Source organism: uncultured Catenibacterium sp., from assembly GCF_900540665.1.
GTDB lineage: Bacteria > Bacillota_I > Bacilli_A > Erysipelotrichales > Coprobacillaceae > Catenibacterium.
This window is the reverse complement of sequence record NZ_UQGV01000038.1, coordinates 1-19,617: the sequence shown is the minus strand read 5'-3', so window position 1 is coordinate 19,617 and position 19,617 is coordinate 1. Positions and strand designations below refer to the sequence as shown.

The window sequence follows — 19,617 nt, the reverse complement described above, 5'->3', positions numbered from 1 at the left end:
GTGCAATTTTGACACAGCCCCTTCAGCGTTCTGATTAAATTATGAATATTATTTTAAAAATAGAATTTTATCAATTTACTTTGTGGAAACTGATAAGAAAAACACTTATGAGAATTTAATACAGATAAAAAATACATTTTCAGATATAAAAGCAATTGAAATTATAGATGACACACAAAGCAGAGCAATATATCCGCAATTATTTTGGTAAAGGGAGTAAACTTATATGTTGAAAATCAGACGATTATTATTATCTTTTGTACTTTTAATATTTAATATTATTAATTTTTCAGTGTTACTAAGCAATATTGATGATGATTATACAAATATTTTTATTACATTATTTTATTTATTTTTAAGTTATCTTGTATATAAAGAATGGAAATATACACCTGTAGTCGCTGTTATAGGATATTTTGTTTGTGTGTGGTTATCTAGTACATTTGGAATAGCTTGGTTTGGTTGGTTTGGATTACATATTGGTTTAACAATATTGCTGATAATACTTTTTGAAATGAAATAGTTATAGATAGAACTTATGCAGAAAACAATGAAAAAGGGGACTGTAACGAGTAAATAAAGGTAATTTAAAATAATTAGGTGTTTCCTAAATTTTAAGAACCTTTAATTTTTAAGGGGGGGTCAATAGAAAACTCGCTTTAAATATTTGGGGGTTTCCACTTGTAAAGGGCAGTCAGAAGTAACTGCCTTTTAGCGAGTTCTTTTTTATCGATTATCTGAGTATAACTTGATTATGCCTTCTTGGTTCTTCTATCAATGATATCTATAATTTCCATGGACTTAAAATTTTAATGATAATCAAACATGAGCACCACAACGGTGCTTTCGTTTTGCAGCATAATTCGCAAAGCTGTCTTTTCTCCATGGATGATTCATTGGAGGAATATACTTTTTCTTTTCTTTCTTAGGTGCTTCCTTAGGAGCATCAAATTCCTTTGATACTAGTTCATGTTTGGGTACTTCTTCCATTAGATAAAGCTTATCAGCGATATTTGCCAGAAACTGTCGATCAAATGACTCAATGACCATGCAGTCAGTCTTTCTTGCAAAGTATCTTCTGTCACCGTTTTCAGTTACTGGAAAATAGTATTTACTCTGGAATCTGATGCAGTGGTCTTTGTCTATAGTTCTGTTATGAAATGACGATTGTCAAGTGGAAATAACACATTTCTTTGATTTTCGTTTACGCTTTCGTTTTATATTGTTTTTTTTATCAAGGACATAGGACAAGAAACTTCTATACAGATTTATCTGCGGTTGGCCACTCTGTTATGCGTGGATTGGTTACCTCAGGTCAATGGTTTCGCCGCAAGTTTCTTTGTCTAATATCGTGAATCAAATCTTTGGAATAAGAAATGTCTACATAGTTTTTTCTTGAATAACTTTTACCATCTTCTTATAGAGATTTCCTGTCCAATATCCTTGATTCTTTTTTTGTTACGAAATACTGTTTCCCGAAATAAATCCCGAAATAAATGTCAACGCTTACAACTTCTTGTTGTGTTTTGTATTTTATTTTAGTAAAATTAAATTATATGATTTTAAGGAGGTTATAGTATGGCTAAAATCATGGCGGTAAACGCTGGTAGTTCATCATTAAAATTCCAATTATTAGACATGCCTTCAGAACTAGTAATCTGCTCAGGGATTGTGGAAAGAATTGGACTAGAAGAAGGAATTTTTACTATTAAACATAATGGACAGAAGAAAACAGAAAAATTACCTATTCCAGATCATAAGGTCGCTGTTTCTTTAGTATTAGATGCATTAGTAAAAGAAAATATTGTTGAAAAATTAGAAGAAATTGAAGGGGTAGGACATCGTATTGTACATGGTGGAGAATATTTTGATTCAAGTGCTGTTGTAGATGAAGATGTAGTAAGTAAAGTAGAGGAGTTATGTGAATTAGCACCACTTCATAACCCTGCTCACTTAATTGGTTATCGTGCATTCAAAGAAGCACTTCCAGGAGTAGGACATGTATTTGTATTTGATACAGCATTCCATCAGACATTGGATAGAGAAAGATATTTATATCCATTACCATTAGAATATTATACAGACTATAAGATTAGAAAATATGGCGCACATGGTACAAGTCATAAATATGTTTCTGAACAGGTTATTAAAGAATTGGGTAACCCTAAACATTCTCGTATTATCGTATGTCATTTAGGTAACGGTGCATCACTTTCTGCAGTATTAGATGGTAAGTGTATTGATACATCAATGGGATTCACACCACTAGCAGGTGTTATGATGGGTTCTAGATGTGGTACAATCGATCCATCTATCATGCCTTACTTATGCAAGAAACTTAATAAAACACCTGATGAAGTATTAGATATCTATAATAAGAAATCAGGAATGCTTGGTATTTCAGGTATTTCTTCAGATTCACGTGATATTGAAAATGCCTTATTCAATGAAGGTGATGAACGTGCATTATTAACTGGTTTATTATATTCACGTATCGTTTCTAAATATATTGGTCAGTATTTCGTTGAATTAGGTGGCTTAGATGCGATTGCCTTCACTGCGGGTGTAGGTGAAAATGCTGCTTACTTAAGACGTTTGATTATCGATGATTGTTCTCGTGCTTTAGGAGTATTCCTCAATGAAGAATCAAATGCGATTCGTTCAGACGAAAATAGATTAATTTCTCATCAGTTCTCTAAGATTGATGTCTTTGTGATCCCTACAAACGAAGAAGTAGAAATCGCTAGAGATACTATGAAATTATTACATTTAGGATAAAATGATAGGCAGAAGTCATATATTGATTTCTGTCTTTTTTATTTATATGGAAATATGTTAAAATGGGTGAAAAGGTGGGTTAAATTATGGATAAAATAATCGATTTATTAAAACAATATAAACAAGTATTCTTATATCGTCATATCAATCCCGACTATGACGCTTTTGGTTCTACTGTAGGTATGTATTATTTCTTAAAAGAGAACTTCCCAGAAATCAATGTAGTTTTAAAAGGAAACTTTGAAAATGTTTTATGGGAGAAATTCAATGCCCCTATAGAAGAAGAAAAAGAAATTCCTGCTCTTGGTATTGTGATTGATACAGCCAATCGTGAACGTATTGATGGTGATATTTCTGTATGTGACAAGATCATTAAAATCGATCATCATATAGTTGTTGATTCCTATGGAGATATGAATATTGAAGATGCCACTGCATCAAGTGCTTCTCAGATTGTTTCTTTATTATTAGAAGAAGTGAAGGATACCTGTTCTTTAAATGAACGAGGTGCACGTGCTTTATATATGGGGATTATTGGTGATACAAATCGTTTTATGTATCGTTCTACTGATTCCCGTACATTCAAGGCAGCTTCTTATTTATTAGAATCAGGCATTAATATTGAAGAAATCTATCAAACAATGTATTTGAGAGAAGAAAAAGATTTAAAAGTCACACAGTTTATCTTGAACAATTATCAAGTCAATGGTAAAGTGGCTTACTATATATTGAAGGATGAAGACCTTAAAGAATTAGGTATTAGTCGTGAAGAAGGCTCTAGTTATGTCAATACACTTGCGAATGTTAAAGAGTTTGAAGTCTGGTGTGCCATTACAGAAAACACTAAGGATAATGTCTATCGTGTCTCTATTCGCTCTAGAAATGCAATTGTTAATGAAGTGGCTGCAAAGTTTGGTGGAGGAGGACATGCTCTTGCATCAGGTGCCACACTTATGAGTCTAGATCAGCTTGAGGACTTACTTTCATCTCTTCATGACGCAATAAGTATGATATAATGAGTACAAATGAGGTGAAATAAGATGAAATCTAAAATCATGGTTGTGGATGATGAAATGCATATTAGAGAATTAGTGCGTTTTTATCTCGATAAAGCAGGTTTTGATACAATTGAAGCGGCGAATGCTGAAGAAGCGTTGGAAATAGTAGAAAACCAATATATTGATTTGGCTGTTGTAGATATTATGATGCCAGGAATGGATGGCTTTGAACTTGTTGAACAGATGAGACAGTATCGTGAATTTCCGGTCATTATGTTGACCGCTAAATCGCAATCAAAGGATAAACTAAGAGGATTCTCTTTGGGTATTGATGACTATGTCACAAAACCTTTTGACCCTGATGAATTAATGGCACGTGTTAAAACAATATTAAAACGTTATAGTATTAATTCTTCAAATGTGGTGAAGATTGGCGATGTGATCTTTGATGGTGATAAATATGAAGTACGTTATCAAGATAAGATCATACATCTTCCTTTAAAACAGTTTGAGCTGGCTTTTGAACTGGCTAAGAATCCAAATCAGATTTTCACAAGAGAACAGCTTATTGAAAAAATCTGGGGCATGGATTATGACGGTTTTGATCGTACAGTAGATGTTCACATTAAGCGTATTCGTGAGAATCTTGGTCATCTTCCAGGATTCAAAGTTGTGACAGTACGTGGTTTAGGTTATAAAATAGAGGTTGAGTAATGAAGTCTATTTATAGTAAACTTGTAATTGGCTTTTTATTAACATCTTTATTAAGTTTTTCAATCTGCTGTTTCTTTACAATTAGATCATATAATCGTGATTCTGATCAAATGGCTTTAGAAGAATTAGAACACTCTTCTGAACATATTGCAGATATGATTAAATTGATTGATATCAAAAATCAGGACAGGATTCTATCTGATTATTCAGAAACATCAGAAATGTCTTTCACTGTCACATGTGATGGACAGACAAAAAGCTATGGACATGTTAATAAGAAACTTATACTCTCAGGGGATGAATTGAAGACACTTGCGACTTCAAAAGAGAAGTCATTACGTAGTGAAGGGATTATCTCGCAATATGCGAAATCATTTAAGATTGATAATCATGTTTATGTAGTGACTGTTCAGAAGGATTTTTCTTCTACTAAAGATATTTTTATGAAGTCATATACAAGTGCCGCAATCATCTTTATGATGACAGGAAGTATTGTCTTCCTGATTGTTGCAGATATTATTGTGAAACCAATTTCTCGTCTCACAAAAGTCACTGATGAGCTTTCTAAAGGGAATTATAAGGTGCGTGTCAATTATGAAGGAAAGGATGAAATATCATCATTGTATGCATCCTTCAATCAAATGGCAGTAAGGCTTGCAAAACAGGAAACACTCCGACAACAATTTATATCGGATGTATCCCATGAGTTTCAGACACCTTTGACAGCTATTAGTGGATTTGCGACAATATTAAAAAATGAGAATCTGACAGATGAACAAAGAAAAAAATATGCAGATATTATATTGTTCAATTCAAATCGTTTATCTCATTTATCTAAGAATATGCTGCAGCTTACTTTATTAGATGGAGAAGATACAGCACTAGATAAGACAGAGTTCCCTCTTATTGAACAGTTGAATCGTGTCATTGAGATGGAAGATAATGCGGCACTAAGTAAGGATATTGAAATAGAATTCATTCATCCTAAAAAGGAATTCATCATTGAAGCGGATGAAAGCCGTATGGAACAGGTCTGGATTAATTTGTTGAGTAATGCAATCAAGTATACAAATGAGCATGGTGTAGTAACGGTGGAAGTGAGAAGAACACCGACTGAACTACAGGTAAGATTTGAAGATACAGGGGTGGGAATGAGCAAGGATGCTATTTCTCATATCTTTGAAAGATTCTATAGACAGGATAAATCACGTACAATTGAAGGAAATGGACTTGGTTTATCGATAGTAAAAAGGATTATTGATTTACATCACTATAAAATAGATGTAGAATCACAAGAAGATGTTGGTTCTGTATTTACTGTTTATATCCCATATGAGATGTTTACAGGACTCACAAAAAAGAAAAAGGATTAGTGAAGATGGAAGAGTTAAAGAAGAAGATTTTAGAAGACGGATATGTTATTAATGAAAATGTATTAAGAGTAGATAGTTTTTTAAATCATCAGATTGATGTAGAATTATTTAATAAGATTGCAGATGCATTTTATGAAAGATATAAAAATAAACCAATTAACAAGATTGTCACTATTGAAGCAAGTGGTATTGGTTTAGCTGTTGTCGTTGCACAGAAATTCAATAATTGTCATGTAGTATTTACTAAGAAGGGTTCTTCTGCAATTACTGACAATGATTTCTATACTACAGAAATTCATTCTTATACTAAGAATAAGGATTATATTGGACAGATTTCTAAGAAATATTTAAGTCCAGAAGATCATGTGTTAATTGTAGATGATTTCTTAGCCAATGGTGAAGCTGTTATGGGTATGATTGATTTATGCCATCAGGCAGGTGCAACAGTAGAAGGTATTGGCATTGTCGTTGAAAAAGGCTTCCAGCAGGGAAGACATAGAATTGAAGAAGCTGGATATGAAGTACAGTCTCTTGCAATCGTCAAGGGCTTTGAAGACGGCAAAGTTATTTTAGATTAGAGAGGAATAACATGTATTTAAAACGAATTGAACTTCATGGTTTTAAATCCTTTGCGGATAAAAGTGTAGTTGAATTCATGCCAGGTATTACTGGAATAGTAGGACCTAATGGATGCGGTAAATCAAATATTACCGATGCTATCCGCTGGGTACTAGGAGAAAAGTCTGCTAAGGCGATGCGTGGAGAAACAATGACAGATGTCATTTTCTCAGGAAGTGAAGATCGTAAAGCACAGGGTGAAGCAGAAGTGACACTTGTCTTTAATAATGAAGATCATTTCCTTGATTTTGATTCTACTGAAGTGGAAATTACACGTCGTCTTTATCGTACAGGTGATTCTGAGTTCTTATTAAATAGAGAACAGTGCCGTTTAAAGGATATTACTGATTTGATTATGGATACAGGTCTAGGAAGAGATTCTTTATCTATTATTTCTCAGAATAATATCAATGAGTTTGTAAAAAGCAAACCTGAAGATCGACGTGCGATGTTTGAAGAAGCAGCAGGTGTTGCGAAATATAAGAAGCGTAAGATTGAAACAGTCAGAAAACTTGAACGTACCACAGACAATTTAGACCGTGTTCAGGATATCTGTAATGAATTAGAACGACAGATAGGACCATTAAAAAGACAAAAAGAAAAGGCTGAAACTTATTTAGAGTTCAAGGAAGAACTTCAGGAAGTAGAAGTTTCAGTACTTGTAAAGGAAATCAGTACTCTTTCTGAAGAATTAAAGACTTTAAATAAAGAGTTAGAAGACCTAGAAAATGAACGTATTACCAATGATGGTGCTGTTATTCTTGATGAAAAGCAGAGTGAAGAACTTGAAAAGAAGATGTATGCACTCGATCAGGAAGTCAATGAGCTTCAGGAAAAACTATTAGAGGCGATGAATGAAGTAAGCAGCCTTGAAACACAGAAGGTAGAAATTGATGCCAATCGTAAGCATATATTAGAAACAACAAGCCAGGAAGATATAGAAGCAAAGAAAGCAAGTATGAAGTCTATACTTCAAGATGCGATCATTGAATATAACGATAGAGTGAAGCGTTATAATGATGCCAAAAAGGAAAAGAATGACCTTTCTCAAAAGGATTCTTTAAATAAGAAGCAGCAATCTAATCTTCGATCTCTTATTGAAAAGAAGAATATTGAAATTCATAATTCTCGTACTGAAAAGACAAGATTAACTGATATTATTGAGAATAAGAGTGGCTATAGCTATGGTGTACGTACTATTTTAGGTGCAAAGAATTCTTTATCTGGTATATGTGGTGCTTTAGGAGATCTGATTGAAACAGAAGAAACCTATGAAACAGCACTTGCGACTGCCCTTGGTGGTGCGACACAGTTCATTGTCACTCGTACAAATGATCAGGCAAAAGAAGCTATTTATTTCTTGAGAAAGAATAAGGCAGGACGTGCGACATTCCTACCTATTGATACAATGAAACCAAGATTATTGAGAGAAGAAGCAAAAATGCTTGCAGAACAGTCTTTAGGATGTCTTGGAGTAATGAGTGATTTTGTGACTTATGATAAGTCTATCAGTAATGTTGTATTAAACCAGCTAGGTAATACAATTGTGGCGGATCATCTTGATCATGCAACAGAGATTGCGAAATCAATTTATCATCGTTATCGTGTAGTTACACTTGAAGGAGACATCATCAATGTTGGTGGTTCCTTAACAGGTGGGGCATCAAAGCATACAAACAATGCAATGATGTCTAAAAGAGAATTAGAACGTGTTTCTCATATATTAGATCAGCAGGAAAAAGATCTCAACAAGATGAAGTCTGATCTGCATACATTAGAAAATGAGGGAAGAGAAATCGGACAGCTTTATATGCAGAAACAAATGTCTCTCGCGAAACTTGAACTTGTTGTCACAAACAAGAAGAGTGAGTATGAAGTGGCTAAGGCTGATTATGAAAACCTTACACATCAGAGCGTAGAGCTTGATGAAGTAATCAAGGGAACTCAAAATAATGAGTTACTTGATCGTTTGAATGATGCGAAGAGATGTCGTGATGAATTAAAAGAAACAATTCAGGCAAAACGTACAATCCGTATGGGGTATGTAAATGAAAATGAAGAAGTTTCTCGTCGCTTGCGTGAACACCGTGCTGCTTTAAAGGATGTAGAAAGCCAGAGTACAGATAAGAAGGTTGCTAAGAGTCGTTTAGAAACAGAGATTCAGAACTACTTATTAAGACTTAATGATGCTTATGCCATGACATTTGAACATGCACAGGAAAAAGCTGATATGTCCATTGATATAGATAAGGCAAAGGATAAGGTACGTGATTTAAGACAACGTATTGCATCTCTTGGTCATGTCAATGTGGAATCTATTGAACAATACAATGATGTTAGTACACGTTATGAGACATTAAGTACACAGCGGTCACAATTATTAGAAGCACAGGATAGCTTATTAAAAGCTATTAAGGATATGGATGCTATTATGGTTGAGAAGTTCAGCACTTCATTTGAAGCCATCAATAAGGCATTCAATGATGTATTCCGTTATTTATTTGGCGGAGGACATGCTTCACTTAAATATACTGATCCAGATAACATTCTAGAAACAGGTATTGATATTGAAGCACAGCCACCTGGAAAGGCTGCAAAATTGCATTCTTTCTCAGGAGGAGAAAATGCATTAATCGCATTAAGCTGCTTATTTGCAATGATTAGTGTAAAACCATCTCCTTTATGTATTCTCGATGAAGTAGAAGCTGCACTTGATATTGCGAATGTAGAGCGTTTTGCGAAATATTTACGTAGTTTCTCAGATCAGACACAATTTATTGTCGTGACTCATCGTGAAGGAACTATGGCTGAATGTGACCTGTTATATGGGGCTACAATGCAGGAAAAAGGTGTCACTAAGCTTGTCAGTGTTAAGCTTAAGGATGCAACTGAATATGCAAGCAGTTAGGAGGATGCATTATGGGATTTTTTCAGAAGATTAAAGAAACATTTGTAGGAAAATCTACAAAGCAGAATGAGAAGTATGTTGCTGGTCTTGATAAATCATCTGCTTCTTTCTCATCTAAGATCAATGCTTTGGCAGCAAGATATCGTGAAATTAACGATGAGTATTTTGATGAGTTAGAAAATATCCTGATTATGAGTGATGTTGGTGTCAACATGGTTATGAAGATTGTGGATGAAATCAAGAAAGAAGTACGTCTTGAAAATATCAAGGATCCTCATGCAATTAATGATATTATCGTTGATAAGATGTTTGTCATATATGCCAATGATTCATATATGACAACTAAGATCAACTATGCAGAGAATGATTTAACAGTCATCTTGATGGTTGGTGTCAATGGAGCAGGTAAAACAACTACTATCGCTAAGCTTGCCAATAAGATCATGCATGAAGAAGGCAAGAAGGTTATGGTGGCTGCAGGTGATACATTTCGAGCTGGAGCCATTGAACAGCTTGCTGAGTGGGCAAACCGTTTAAATATTCCTTGTGTCAAGGGTAAAGAAGGGGGAGATCCTTCTTCAGTAATCTTTGATGCGCTTGAACAGGCAAAAGAAGGCGGTTATGATGTACTCATCTGTGATACAGCAGGACGTTTACAGAACAAGGTGAACCTTATGAAGGAACTTGAAAAGATGAATCGTATCATCAAGAGAGTTGTGCCAGAAGGACCTCAGGAAACATTACTTGTTGTAGATGCAACAACAGGTCAGAATGGTATTTCACAGGCTGTAGAATTCTCTAAGATTACAGATATTACAGGTATTGTTTTGACTAAGATGGATGGTACTGCCAAGGGTGGTATTATTCTTTCTATTAAGGATATGCTTAATATTCCTGTCAAATTTATTGGACTTGGTGAAAAGATTGATGATTTACAGGAATTTGATCTTGAACAGTATATTTATGGTTTATGTAATGATCTAATGGAGTAAGATGATGGATGAAGAATTAAAAAAGAAAGAACAAGTCATCCTCTTGATGGATTGTTATAGAGAATTGTTGACAGATAAACAGAAGCAGTATCTTTCTCTCTACTATGAGGAAGATCTGTCTTTATCAGAAATAGCCGAAGACTTAGGAGTCTCTAAGAATGCTGTTTTTGATAATATCAAGCGTTCTGTGATGAGTTTGGAAAAGTATGAAGCAAAACTTCATATTCTTGAAAATCATCGCAAGAGACTTGATTTAATTAATAAGATTGAAGAAGAAAAGAATAAGAAGCATGAAGATATTGATGAATATCTTGAAATGCTGAAGAATATCTAGGGAGGTAATTATGGCTTTTGAATCTTTATCAGATAGACTCCAAGAGACATTAAAAAAGGTAACAGGACAAGCGACTCTTACTGAAGCAAACATGGAGGAGATGCTTCGTGAAATCCGTTTGGCTTTACTTGAAGCCGATGTTAACTACCAGGTAGTTAAAGAGTTTATCGCAAATACAAAAGAAAAAGCAATTGGTCAGAACGTTATTGGTTCATTAAAACCAGGACAGGTTCTTGTTAAGATTGTTCATGATGAATTAGTATCATTACTTGGTACAGAAATGGTGACTGTAGACTACTCTAAAGATCCTACAATTATCATGATGGTTGGTTTACAAGGCTCAGGTAAAACAACAACTGCTGGTAAGATTGCCAAATTAATAACTGAAAAACAAGGTAAGAAGCCTTTATTAGTTGCTGGCGATATTTATCGTCCTGCTGCCATTGATCAGTTAAAGACTTTAGGTGCACAGCTTAATATCCCAGTATTCTCTAAAGGAACTGATACACCTGTAGAAACAATCGTAACTGAAGCGTTAGCCCAGGCGCATGCTGATCATAACGATGTTGTGATCATCGATACCGCTGGTCGTTTACAGATTGATGAAAAGTTGATGCAGGAACTTGCTAATGTTAAAGAAATTGCCCATCCTGATGAAATTCTTTTAGTTGTTGATTCATTAGCTGGTCAGGAAATCGTTAATGTTGCTTCAACATTCAATGAAAGACTAGGAATCACTGGTGCAGTTCTCACTAAGTTAGATGGTGACGCACGTGGTGGGGGCGCCCTCTCTATTAGACATGTCACTCATGTTCCTATTAAATATATCGGTACAGGTGAAAAATTAGATGAAATCGATTATTTCTATCCTGACCGTATGGCAGATCGTATCCTTGGTATGGGGGATGTTGTTTCCCTTGTAGAAAAGGTACAGGATGTCTATGATGAAAAAGAAAGTATGAAAGCTTTCAATAAGATGAAAGCCGGTACTTTTGGTTTAGATGATATGCTTGATCAGATGAAGAAACTTCAGAAGATGGGGCCTTTATCTGGTTTATTAAAGATGATCCCAGGAATGCCTAAGATTCCTAATTTAAATGATGATGATGCCGCTGCTAAGATGAAGATGACTGAATCAATTATCTATTCTATGACTAAAGCAGAACGTGCAAATCCTGATATGATTAATTCATCACGTAAAGAAAGAATTGCCAAGGGTTGTGGTCAGCCTGTGACTGAAGTTAATAAGCTATTAAAACAGTTTGAACAGTCACGTAAGGTCATGAAGCAGTTAGGTAACATTGATCCTACAACTGGTATGCCAACACAAAGACCAATGAAGACTCAGCAGCAGTTCAATCCTTATCGTAAAAAGACAAGACATAAGAAAAAGAAGAAATAAAGCCTCCTCGGAGGTTTTTTCTTTAGAATTATTTAAGAATTTCATCACGAATCTTTTTATTTTTAGTCATTATACTTATAAGCAAAGGAGGGATTCATATGTTTGAAACATTTATGTTCACATTATTATTTCCTGTTATTTTAATCAGTATAATCGCTTATTTAAGTACATTGACTCGCTGATTATGAAGAAGGGGAGTTAAGTAAATGAAACATACTATATTACTTGTAGAAGACGAGTTAGGGATTAGAGAAACAGTAAAAATCTTTTTAAAGAGTCAGAATTATGAAGTTATAGAAGCGGAAAATGGTAAAGAAGGGCTTATTGCACTTCAAAACAATGATATTCATTTAGCTGTTGTAGATATTATGATGCCTGTCATGGATGGACTCACTATGACGATGAAGCTTCGTGAAGTATCAGATATCCCTGTGATCTTCTTAACCGCAAAGACAGAAGATATCGATAAGATTACAGGACTTAATTTAGGAGCAGATGATTATATCACTAAACCGTTTGAACCTATGGAACTTATTGCGAGAGTCAATTCTAATTTAAGACGCTATGAACAGATCTTAAATTTAAAGGGAAATATACAGAAGCCAAACAATCAACTTATCGTAGGGGGCTTAGTATTAGATCAGGCCACTAAAGAAGTATTTGTAAATGGTCGTTCAGTAAGACTGACTAAAAAAGAATTCCAGATTCTTGAACTATTAATGAGTTATCCAGGTAAGGTCTATTCTGCAGAAGAAATCTATGAATCTATCTGGGAAGAAACAGCTATAAACACAGAAACAATCATGGTTCATGTAAGAAGACTTAGAGAAAAGATTGAAGCCAATCCTAAACATCCTGAATATTTAAAGGCTGTCTGGGGAGTAGGTTATAAGATAGAAAAGATGGAGTGATGACAATGAAGAAAAAACGTATATTTATTATTGGCTTAATTGTCTTATTGCTTGCCTGTCCTAGCTGTATGATTTATATGACGGTCAAACAACAGGATGGTTATAGGGAAAGAGTTGCAAACAATATGAATGATTATATGCTGCAGTTTCTTACGATGGCTGTTGAAGCAAAAACGGATCCAGATTACAAGCCTTTAGACTTTAATGGTCTAGATGAAAAGTCGCAGGAGGCAGCTACTGCGACGATGAATGAAATATTCAAAACTGTTTTAGATATGGAACAGGCTGATGATGGATTCCACTATGAAGCATATAATGAAAAGACCAGACAGTATTATAAGAATGAGAAATCGTATTATCCTGTAGCTTATAGAGGATTTCTTAAATCCAGTTCACATTCGAAATACTTTTATACGGATGTCGTCTCCCTTTTTGATGAAAGTGATATTATACATCAATTAGATGAACGATATAAGCTTGTTGAAGGGAAAGATGGAAAAAGGTCGTTACTTAAGGCCAATGGTACGTATGTAGATTTAAACCAGGTGAGTATTCATCTGCCTCAGAATACAGAAATAACTTATTACTGCACGATGTTTGTGTCACCTATGACATATAATGATACTAATATCGCAAGTGGAGATGATATCGCAGTTCTTTCAGGTGTGGCTTTAATTTTAGGTTTAGTCATCTTTATATATATTTTAATGAACTCATTAGAAGTGGAAGAAGCTATTAATCCATATCGCACAATTAAACAATGGAAACTATTAACTGTTATCATTATTATTGGGTTGACAAGTTTCATTTTTACAGGGGCATCAGGATTGATAGGTTATTTTGTGATGATGGGAGAACTTCAAGGTGCACTTGCAAGATATGGTATAGCCTATGCGACACCTATCAGTTATGGCCTCTATTTCTTCTGTATGTTTATTTTCTATTTCTTATTCTCAATGTTATGCTTTACTGTTAAGTATATGTTTATGAATGGAATGGATTATTTTAGAAACAATACATGCACCTATGCACTTTATGCAAAATTAAAAGGACTAGGTAATAAGATTACAGAATTTGATTTAAGAGATAATATCAATCAGGATATCTTAAAGTTTACTATTTGTAACGCATTACTCGCTATTATTCTTTATGTCATCTCACCTAGTAAAACAATCTTTGCGATTATCTATGTCATGATCTCTTTCTTATATATAAGAAAGCAGTCGATGAAGGTAAGAAGTGATTATAAGAACATGCTAGACTTTACAGAACAGCTTTCTCATGGTCATTTTGATACAGAAATAGAAGATGATCTAGGAATCTTCAACAGTATGCGTGATCGTTTAAATAACTTAAAAGTAGGTTTTGAAGCAGCTGTTAAGGAAGAAACAAAATCACAGAATATGAAGACAGAACTTATTACCAATGTCTCTCATGATTTGAAAACGCCTCTTACATGTATTAAGAACTATGTTATTTTACTTAAGAATACACAAGCTGATGAAGCAACAAGAACTGAATATTTAAACCAGTTAGAAAAATATACAAATAGACTCTCTAATCTTATTCAAGATCTCTTTAATGTTTCTAAAGCAACAAGCGGTAATATTGACCTACATCCTATTGACCTGAGACTCCAGGCATTAGTTGATCAGTCTTTAGCTGAATGTATTGAAGTATTAGAATCTAAAGATATCCAGGTCATTAAGAATGTAGAGGATGTTGTCGTTCATCTAGATGGAGATAAGACATATCGTGTCTTTGAAAACTTATTAACTAATATTGGTAAGTATGCCATGCCACATAGCCGTGCCTATATTGATATTTATGAGGAAGAAGACTATGTTTCAGTCATATTCAAGAATATAAGTGAAGTAGAAATGAACTTCTCAAGTGAAGAAATCCAGGAACGTTTTGTACGTGGAGATAAATCCCGTCATGAAACAGGTAGCGGACTAGGACTCACGATTGCGAAAAGCTTTGTCGTTGCTCAAGGTGGTACTTTTGATATAGAAATAGATGGTGATCTCTTTAAGGTTATCATGACTTTTAAAAAAATCAAAAGTGTCAAGTAAAAATACTTGACACCTGATTTGAATATGGTATTATAAGTAAGCAAATTAAATTTATCGGAGGAAAATACAATGGCAGTTAAATTAAGATTAAAGAGAATGGGTGCTAAGAAGTCACCATTTTATAGAATTGTTGCAGCTGATTCAAGAATGCCAAGAGATGGTCGTTTCATTGAACAGTTAGGAACTTATGATCCAAGACAGAACCCAGCTAAGGTTTCTTTAAAGAAAGAAGAAATCTTAAAGTGGTTAGGTAACGGTGCTCAGCCTTCTGACACAGTTAAGAACATCCTTTCTAAAGAAGGCGTAATCAAAGAATTTGCTGAATCTAAGAAGGCTAAATAATTATGGATTACGTTAAGGCATTACAGGATATCTGTCTTGAACTTGTCAATGATCGTGATAAGTTAGAGGTTAGAGAAATGCCTTCATTAGATGATAACGCGATTGTTCTATATGTTTATGCATCACATGATGATATTTCTAAATTAATTGGTAGAAAAGGTGTTATGGCTAATTCTATCAGACAGCTTATGTCTGTAAGTACACGTGGTATGCATAAGAGATTAGATATCAAATTTGAATCATATGGTGAGGAATAAAGGAAGTGTACACTTCCTTTTTTTTGGAGGTACAAATGGAACTTGTAGAAATTGGTAAAATCATTAATACATTTGGAATCAAGGGTGATTTAAAGATTGCTTCTTCAACTGATTTTGGAGAACAGCGCTTTGCCCCTGGCAGCCATATTCTTGTTAAGACACCAAGAGAATATCTTGATTTTGAAATCAGTAAGCATTATATCCACAAAGGTTTTGACATGATTGCCCTTAAAGGATTTACAGATATTAATGAAGTAGAAAAGTATAAGGGTTGTATTTGTTATGCACCTAAAGATACTTCTTTATTACCTGAAGGTATGCATTATATTTCTGATATTGTAGATTGTGAAGTCTATAATAATGGCACTTATATTGGTAAGGTCACTGATGTGTATCAGGGAGCACAGGCTATTATTGGTGTTGATGTGAATGGTAAACAGGTGATGATTCCTTATATTGATGCTTTTGTAAAGAATAAGGATATTGAACATAAGCGTATTGATGTCTCATTGATTGGAGGCTTCTTAGATGAAGATTGATGTTCTTTCATTGTTTCCAGAGATGTTTGAAGGATTTCTGACAACATCTATTATTAAAAGAGCTATCGATAGTGGTCATGTAGAAGTGACTATTCATGATTTTAGAGAATTCGCAACAGATCGTCATAAGAGTGTAGATGATACACCTTATGGTGGCGGACAGGGTATGGTACTTATGTGTAAGCCATTATTAGATTGTTTAAAGACTGTTGTAACTAAGGATTCACTTGTCATTTTAATGAGTCCTCAGGGTATAACTCATCATCAGGCTTATGCTGAAGAATTAGCCCTTAATCAGAAGCATATTGTTATTATTTGTGGTCATTATGAAGGATTTGATGAACGTATTCGTGATTATGTAGATGTAGAACTTTCTATTGGTGATTATGTACTTACAGGTGGAGAACTTGGTGCTATGGTAGTGATGGATAGTATTATCCGTTTACTACATGGAGTCATCACACAGGCAAGTCATGAAGATGATTCATTCTCTAATGGATTGCTGGAATATCCACAATATACAAGACCTTATGAATATGAAGGAAGCAAGGTTCCTGATGTCCTCTTAAGTGGTCATCATGAAAATATTCGTAAATGGCGTTTAAAGGAATCATTACGTAAAACTATGATCAAACGTCCTGATTTATTAGAAAAACGCTCATTTACAGAAGAAGAATTAGAAATTCTAAAAGAATTAAAAAAGTAATTGATTTATAAAAAAGACAGTGCTATAATAGGCAAGTCATAAGACACAGAAGTTCCGCTGGTTATATATACGAATGAGCTTCCAAGACTAAATTTGTGTAGGAGGAAATGTTATCATGAACATGCAGTTAGTAAATGAAATTACTAAGAGCCAGATCAAGACTGATGTACCTCAGTTCAAAGCTGGTGACACTTTAAAAGTATTCGTAAAGATCCAGGAAGGTAATAAGACTCGTCTTCAGATGTTCGAAGGTGTTTGTATTGCTAAAAAGGGTCATGGTATTGGTGAAACTTTCACTGTTAGAAAGATTTCTTACGGTGTAGGTGTTGAAAGAGTATTCCCAGTAAACTCTCCAATCATCGATCATATCGAAGTAGCTAAGGTTGGTAAAGTACGTAGAGCTAAATTACATTACTTACGTGGATTATCTGGTAAAGCTGCTAGAATTAAAGAAATTCGATAAGAGAATGGGGGCTTACCCCATTCTTTTTTCTATATTATGAATAAATTAAAGAAGCTGTATTTACCTGGTCTAATGACTCTTATATTATGCTTATTTACTTTTATTGTTCTTCCTGTAAAGGTAAAAGGAACATCGATGATGCCTACTATTTATGATGGAGATTTTATCTTAATGACTGGAATTACTTCACATAAGCAGATATATCGTTTTGATATCGTTGATGTACGCAGCGCACAATTAAAAGAAGATATCATTAAACGAGTAATAGGACTGCCAGGAGAAGAAATCAGCTATAAGAATGATCGTTTATATATTAATGGTCAATTTGTGGAAGAACCATTTTTAAAGCTCTCTTTTATGCAGGAAGAGAAAAGAAAATTAGGTCTCACACAATATACAAGAGATTTTAGAGTCAAGTTAAAGCAGAATGAATATTTTCTTTTAGGGGATAATCGTCCTTTCTCCTATGATTCAAGATATTTTGGACCTATTCATATAGAAGATATTCGTGCTAAAAATGGATATATCATTTATCCTATAAAACATATTAAGAGTAATGATTGAGGAGGAACTTATGGCAAAGCAGATTCAGTGGTATCCTGGGCATATGGCGAAAGCCCAAAGAGAAATCGAAAGTAAAGTTAAGTTAGTAGATATTGTGATTGAACTTGTAGATGCACGTGCTCCTTTTTCAACACATAATCCAGAACTTGATCATATGATCAAGAATAAACCTCGTCTTTATATTCTTACAAAGAAGGATTTAGCCGATCCTAAGGCAACAGAAGCCCTTATTGCAGAATTTAAAAGACAGGGACATAGCGCCATCGCAGTTGATTTAAAGAACTTCAAGGAAGAAAAGAAGATTGTGAACATGTGCCGCTATCAGTTAAAAGAAAAGCGTGAAAAAGAAGCAGCAAGAGGTTTAAAGCCAAAGCCAATTCGTGCTTTAGTAGCGGGTATTCCTAATGTTGGTAAATCTACTTTTATTAATAAGATTGCGAAAAGAAAAGCTGCTGCAGTAGGAAATAAGCCAGGTGTTACAAAGGCTCAGCAGATTATCCGTGTTGATAAGGACTTTGAACTTTTTGATACACCAGGTGTACTAGAACCTAAATTCACAGATATCAATAAAGCAATGAATGTTGCATTATGTGGCTCTATTAAGATGGAAATCCTTCCACTTGATGATTTATTTATTCATGCAATAGGTTATCTTGCAAAACATTATCCAGACATGTTGAAACAACGTTATGATTTGACTATTGATTTAGATTCAGACTGGGTTATTCCAGTATATGATCATATCTCAGATTATCGTCATATTAAGAAGTTAAGAGGCGAAACAGATTATGACCGTGTACAGGAAACATTCTTTAATGACTTAAAGAACGGTTCTCTTGGAAAAATCACATGGGAGCTTAGCGATGAATAAACAGGAACGTTTAAAATATGAAAATGAAGCGAGAGCTGCAGGCTACTCTAGAATACTAGGCGTAGATGAAGCAGGAAGAGGCCCAATGGCTGGACCACTTGTTGTAGGTGGTGTCATTTTTCCTGAAGATTTCTATGATGAACGTATCAATGATTCTAAGAAATTAACCGAAAAGAAAAGAGAAGCTCTCTACGACCTGATTATAGAAAATGCTCTGGCTTATAGAATAGAAGTACTATCAGTAGAAGAAGTAGACACTTTAAACGTCTATGAAGCATCTCGTACAGGTATGAAACGTATTATCGCTTCGTTAGAACCTGATTTCACATTAAGTGATGCAATGCCTTTAGGAGATATTCCACATCTTTCTATTATTAAAGGAGATGCAAAAAGTATTTCTATTGGGGCAGCAAGTATTCTTGCAAAGGTCACTCGAGACCGCATGATGAAGGAATATGGAAAACAATATCCAGAATATGGATTCGAAAAACATAAGGGCTATGTCACTAAAGCCCATAAAGAAGCATTAGAAAAGTATGGTGTTACTCCAATTCATCGTCGTTCTTTTGCGCCAGTACAGAAAGTACTGAATGAACAATTATCCTTTGATTTTGAAGAGAAAGATTAAAGATCTTTCTCTTTTTTGAGAAAATAAGCCTTCTATTGAGAATAGATATAGTAGGAGGTGATTGTGTGGAAGATATTCTACTCTATTTTTCATTGAAGTATAAGGGACAGTTTGATTTGATTTATAAGGCGTTAGAACGTAAAG

21 protein-coding genes are annotated in these 19,617 nt (G+C 34.4%); 20 read left to right on the top strand and 1 reads right to left on the bottom strand.

The window, feature by feature from the left end; genetic code table 11:
• Positions 1–226: 226 nt before the first annotated feature.
• Positions 227–523 (top strand): hypothetical protein, encoded by a 297-nt coding sequence (locus QZQ55_RS06345; RefSeq protein WP_022424232.1) that lies wholly within the window; start codon positions 227–229, stop codon positions 521–523.
• Positions 524–819: 296 nt separating this feature from the next.
• Here the strand turns inward: QZQ55_RS06345 and QZQ55_RS06340 are convergent, their stop codons facing one another.
• Entirely contained in the window at positions 820–990 is a 171-nt protein-coding gene (locus QZQ55_RS06340; protein ID WP_295091247.1) for a hypothetical protein, read from the bottom strand.
• Between the two features lie 588 nt (positions 991–1,578).
• Between QZQ55_RS06340 and QZQ55_RS06335 the strand changes: the two genes are divergently transcribed.
• The 19 genes from QZQ55_RS06335 to QZQ55_RS06245 all read left to right on the top strand — a co-directional run bounded on the left by QZQ55_RS06335 (position 1,579) and on the right by QZQ55_RS06245 (position 19,473).
• Entirely contained in the window at positions 1,579–2,778 is a 1,200-nt protein-coding gene (locus QZQ55_RS06335) for an acetate/propionate family kinase (protein WP_295091245.1), read from the top strand.
• Positions 2,779–2,864: 86 nt separating this feature from the next.
• Positions 2,865–3,794 (top strand): bifunctional oligoribonuclease/PAP phosphatase NrnA, encoded by a 930-nt coding sequence (locus tag QZQ55_RS06330; RefSeq protein ID WP_295091242.1) that lies wholly within the window; start codon positions 2,865–2,867, stop codon positions 3,792–3,794.
• A 24-nt stretch (positions 3,795–3,818) separates the two neighbouring features.
• On the top strand, positions 3,819–4,490 hold the full coding sequence (locus tag QZQ55_RS06325; protein WP_295091239.1) for a response regulator transcription factor: 672 nt from the start codon (positions 3,819–3,821) through the stop codon (positions 4,488–4,490).
• A complete protein-coding gene (locus tag QZQ55_RS06320; protein WP_295091236.1) occupies positions 4,490–5,863 on the top strand; it encodes a cell wall metabolism sensor histidine kinase WalK in 1,374 nt (457 codons plus the stop codon). The genes QZQ55_RS06325 and QZQ55_RS06320 overlap by 1 nt, the downstream gene beginning before the upstream one ends.
• A gap of 5 nt (positions 5,864–5,868) precedes the next feature.
• The gene (locus QZQ55_RS06315) at positions 5,869–6,441 is read left to right on the top strand and encodes a xanthine phosphoribosyltransferase (RefSeq protein ID WP_295091233.1); all 573 of its coding nucleotides are present in this window, start codon (positions 5,869–5,871) and stop codon (positions 6,439–6,441) included.
• 11 nt (positions 6,442–6,452) lie between these two features.
• A complete protein-coding gene (locus tag QZQ55_RS06310) occupies positions 6,453–9,389 on the top strand; it encodes a chromosome segregation protein SMC (protein WP_295091230.1) in 2,937 nt (978 codons plus the stop codon).
• An 11-nt stretch (positions 9,390–9,400) separates the two neighbouring features.
• A complete protein-coding gene (ftsY, locus tag QZQ55_RS06305) occupies positions 9,401–10,381 on the top strand; it encodes a signal recognition particle-docking protein FtsY (RefSeq protein WP_006504725.1) in 981 nt (326 codons plus the stop codon).
• 4 nt (positions 10,382–10,385) lie between these two features.
• Complete coding sequence (gene ylxM / locus QZQ55_RS06300; RefSeq protein WP_295091227.1) at positions 10,386–10,715, top strand: YlxM family DNA-binding protein; 330 nt, start codon at positions 10,386–10,388, stop codon at positions 10,713–10,715.
• A gap of 10 nt (positions 10,716–10,725) precedes the next feature.
• Entirely contained in the window at positions 10,726–12,117 is a 1,392-nt protein-coding gene (gene ffh / locus QZQ55_RS06295; protein WP_295091224.1) for a signal recognition particle protein, read from the top strand.
• Positions 12,118–12,323: 206 nt separating this feature from the next.
• Complete coding sequence (locus tag QZQ55_RS06290) at positions 12,324–13,028, top strand: response regulator transcription factor (protein WP_295091221.1); 705 nt, start codon at positions 12,324–12,326, stop codon at positions 13,026–13,028.
• A gap of 5 nt (positions 13,029–13,033) precedes the next feature.
• Positions 13,034–15,103, top strand: coding sequence for a histidine kinase dimerization/phospho-acceptor domain-containing protein (locus QZQ55_RS06285; protein ID WP_295091218.1), 2,070 nt, complete (start codon positions 13,034–13,036; stop codon positions 15,101–15,103).
• A gap of 69 nt (positions 15,104–15,172) precedes the next feature.
• Positions 15,173–15,445: a 30S ribosomal protein S16 gene (rpsP, locus tag QZQ55_RS06280; protein ID WP_006504720.1), complete on the top strand. Its 273-nt coding sequence runs from the start codon at positions 15,173–15,175 to the stop codon at positions 15,443–15,445.
• 2 nt (positions 15,446–15,447) lie between these two features.
• On the top strand, positions 15,448–15,702 hold the full coding sequence (locus QZQ55_RS06275; protein WP_006504719.1) for a KH domain-containing protein: 255 nt from the start codon (positions 15,448–15,450) through the stop codon (positions 15,700–15,702).
• A gap of 35 nt (positions 15,703–15,737) precedes the next feature.
• Entirely contained in the window at positions 15,738–16,241 is a 504-nt protein-coding gene (gene rimM, locus QZQ55_RS06270; RefSeq protein WP_295091215.1) for a ribosome maturation factor RimM, read from the top strand.
• Complete coding sequence (gene trmD / locus QZQ55_RS06265; RefSeq protein ID WP_295091212.1) at positions 16,231–16,947, top strand: tRNA (guanosine(37)-N1)-methyltransferase TrmD; 717 nt, start codon at positions 16,231–16,233, stop codon at positions 16,945–16,947. The genes rimM and trmD overlap by 11 nt, the downstream gene beginning before the upstream one ends.
• 115 nt (positions 16,948–17,062) lie before the next feature.
• Positions 17,063–17,410, top strand: coding sequence for a 50S ribosomal protein L19 (gene rplS, locus QZQ55_RS06260; protein WP_006504716.1), 348 nt, complete (start codon positions 17,063–17,065; stop codon positions 17,408–17,410).
• Between the two features lie 36 nt (positions 17,411–17,446).
• Complete coding sequence (gene lepB / locus QZQ55_RS06255) at positions 17,447–17,974, top strand: signal peptidase I (protein ID WP_295091209.1); 528 nt, start codon at positions 17,447–17,449, stop codon at positions 17,972–17,974.
• 10 nt (positions 17,975–17,984) lie between these two features.
• Complete coding sequence (gene ylqF, locus QZQ55_RS06250) at positions 17,985–18,845, top strand: ribosome biogenesis GTPase YlqF (RefSeq protein WP_295091206.1); 861 nt, start codon at positions 17,985–17,987, stop codon at positions 18,843–18,845.
• Positions 18,838–19,473 (top strand): ribonuclease HII, encoded by a 636-nt coding sequence (locus tag QZQ55_RS06245; protein ID WP_295091203.1) that lies wholly within the window; start codon positions 18,838–18,840, stop codon positions 19,471–19,473. Before ylqF ends, QZQ55_RS06245 begins: the two co-directional genes overlap by 8 nt.
• The last annotated feature ends 144 nt before the right edge of the window (positions 19,474–19,617 follow it).

What these genes read in the sequence shown, in the direction of transcription:
- QZQ55_RS06345 (WP_022424232.1), top strand. Translation starts at nt 227, where the DNA reads ATGTTGAAAATCAGACGATTATTATTATCTTTTGTACTTTTAATATTT.
- QZQ55_RS06340 (WP_295091247.1), bottom strand. Translation starts at nt 990, where the DNA reads ATGGAAGAAGTACCCAAACATGAACTAGTATCAAAGGAATTTGATGCT.
- QZQ55_RS06335 (WP_295091245.1), top strand. Translation starts at nt 1,579, where the DNA reads ATGGCTAAAATCATGGCGGTAAACGCTGGTAGTTCATCATTAAAATTC.
- QZQ55_RS06330 (WP_295091242.1), top strand. Translation starts at nt 2,865, where the DNA reads ATGGATAAAATAATCGATTTATTAAAACAATATAAACAAGTATTCTTA.
- QZQ55_RS06325 (WP_295091239.1), top strand. Translation starts at nt 3,819, where the DNA reads ATGAAATCTAAAATCATGGTTGTGGATGATGAAATGCATATTAGAGAA.
- QZQ55_RS06320 (WP_295091236.1), top strand. Translation starts at nt 4,490, where the DNA reads ATGAAGTCTATTTATAGTAAACTTGTAATTGGCTTTTTATTAACATCT.
- QZQ55_RS06315 (WP_295091233.1), top strand. Translation starts at nt 5,869, where the DNA reads ATGGAAGAGTTAAAGAAGAAGATTTTAGAAGACGGATATGTTATTAAT.
- QZQ55_RS06310 (WP_295091230.1), top strand. Translation starts at nt 6,453, where the DNA reads ATGTATTTAAAACGAATTGAACTTCATGGTTTTAAATCCTTTGCGGAT.
- ftsY (WP_006504725.1), top strand. Translation starts at nt 9,401, where the DNA reads ATGGGATTTTTTCAGAAGATTAAAGAAACATTTGTAGGAAAATCTACA.
- ylxM (WP_295091227.1), top strand. Translation starts at nt 10,386, where the DNA reads ATGGATGAAGAATTAAAAAAGAAAGAACAAGTCATCCTCTTGATGGAT.
- ffh (WP_295091224.1), top strand. Translation starts at nt 10,726, where the DNA reads ATGGCTTTTGAATCTTTATCAGATAGACTCCAAGAGACATTAAAAAAG.
- QZQ55_RS06290 (WP_295091221.1), top strand. Translation starts at nt 12,324, where the DNA reads ATGAAACATACTATATTACTTGTAGAAGACGAGTTAGGGATTAGAGAA.
- QZQ55_RS06285 (WP_295091218.1), top strand. Translation starts at nt 13,034, where the DNA reads ATGAAGAAAAAACGTATATTTATTATTGGCTTAATTGTCTTATTGCTT.
- rpsP (WP_006504720.1), top strand. Translation starts at nt 15,173, where the DNA reads ATGGCAGTTAAATTAAGATTAAAGAGAATGGGTGCTAAGAAGTCACCA.
- QZQ55_RS06275 (WP_006504719.1), top strand. Translation starts at nt 15,448, where the DNA reads ATGGATTACGTTAAGGCATTACAGGATATCTGTCTTGAACTTGTCAAT.
- rimM (WP_295091215.1), top strand. Translation starts at nt 15,738, where the DNA reads ATGGAACTTGTAGAAATTGGTAAAATCATTAATACATTTGGAATCAAG.
- trmD (WP_295091212.1), top strand. Translation starts at nt 16,231, where the DNA reads ATGAAGATTGATGTTCTTTCATTGTTTCCAGAGATGTTTGAAGGATTT.
- rplS (WP_006504716.1), top strand. Translation starts at nt 17,063, where the DNA reads ATGAACATGCAGTTAGTAAATGAAATTACTAAGAGCCAGATCAAGACT.
- lepB (WP_295091209.1), top strand. Translation starts at nt 17,447, where the DNA reads ATGAATAAATTAAAGAAGCTGTATTTACCTGGTCTAATGACTCTTATA.
- ylqF (WP_295091206.1), top strand. Translation starts at nt 17,985, where the DNA reads ATGGCAAAGCAGATTCAGTGGTATCCTGGGCATATGGCGAAAGCCCAA.
- QZQ55_RS06245 (WP_295091203.1), top strand. Translation starts at nt 18,838, where the DNA reads ATGAATAAACAGGAACGTTTAAAATATGAAAATGAAGCGAGAGCTGCA.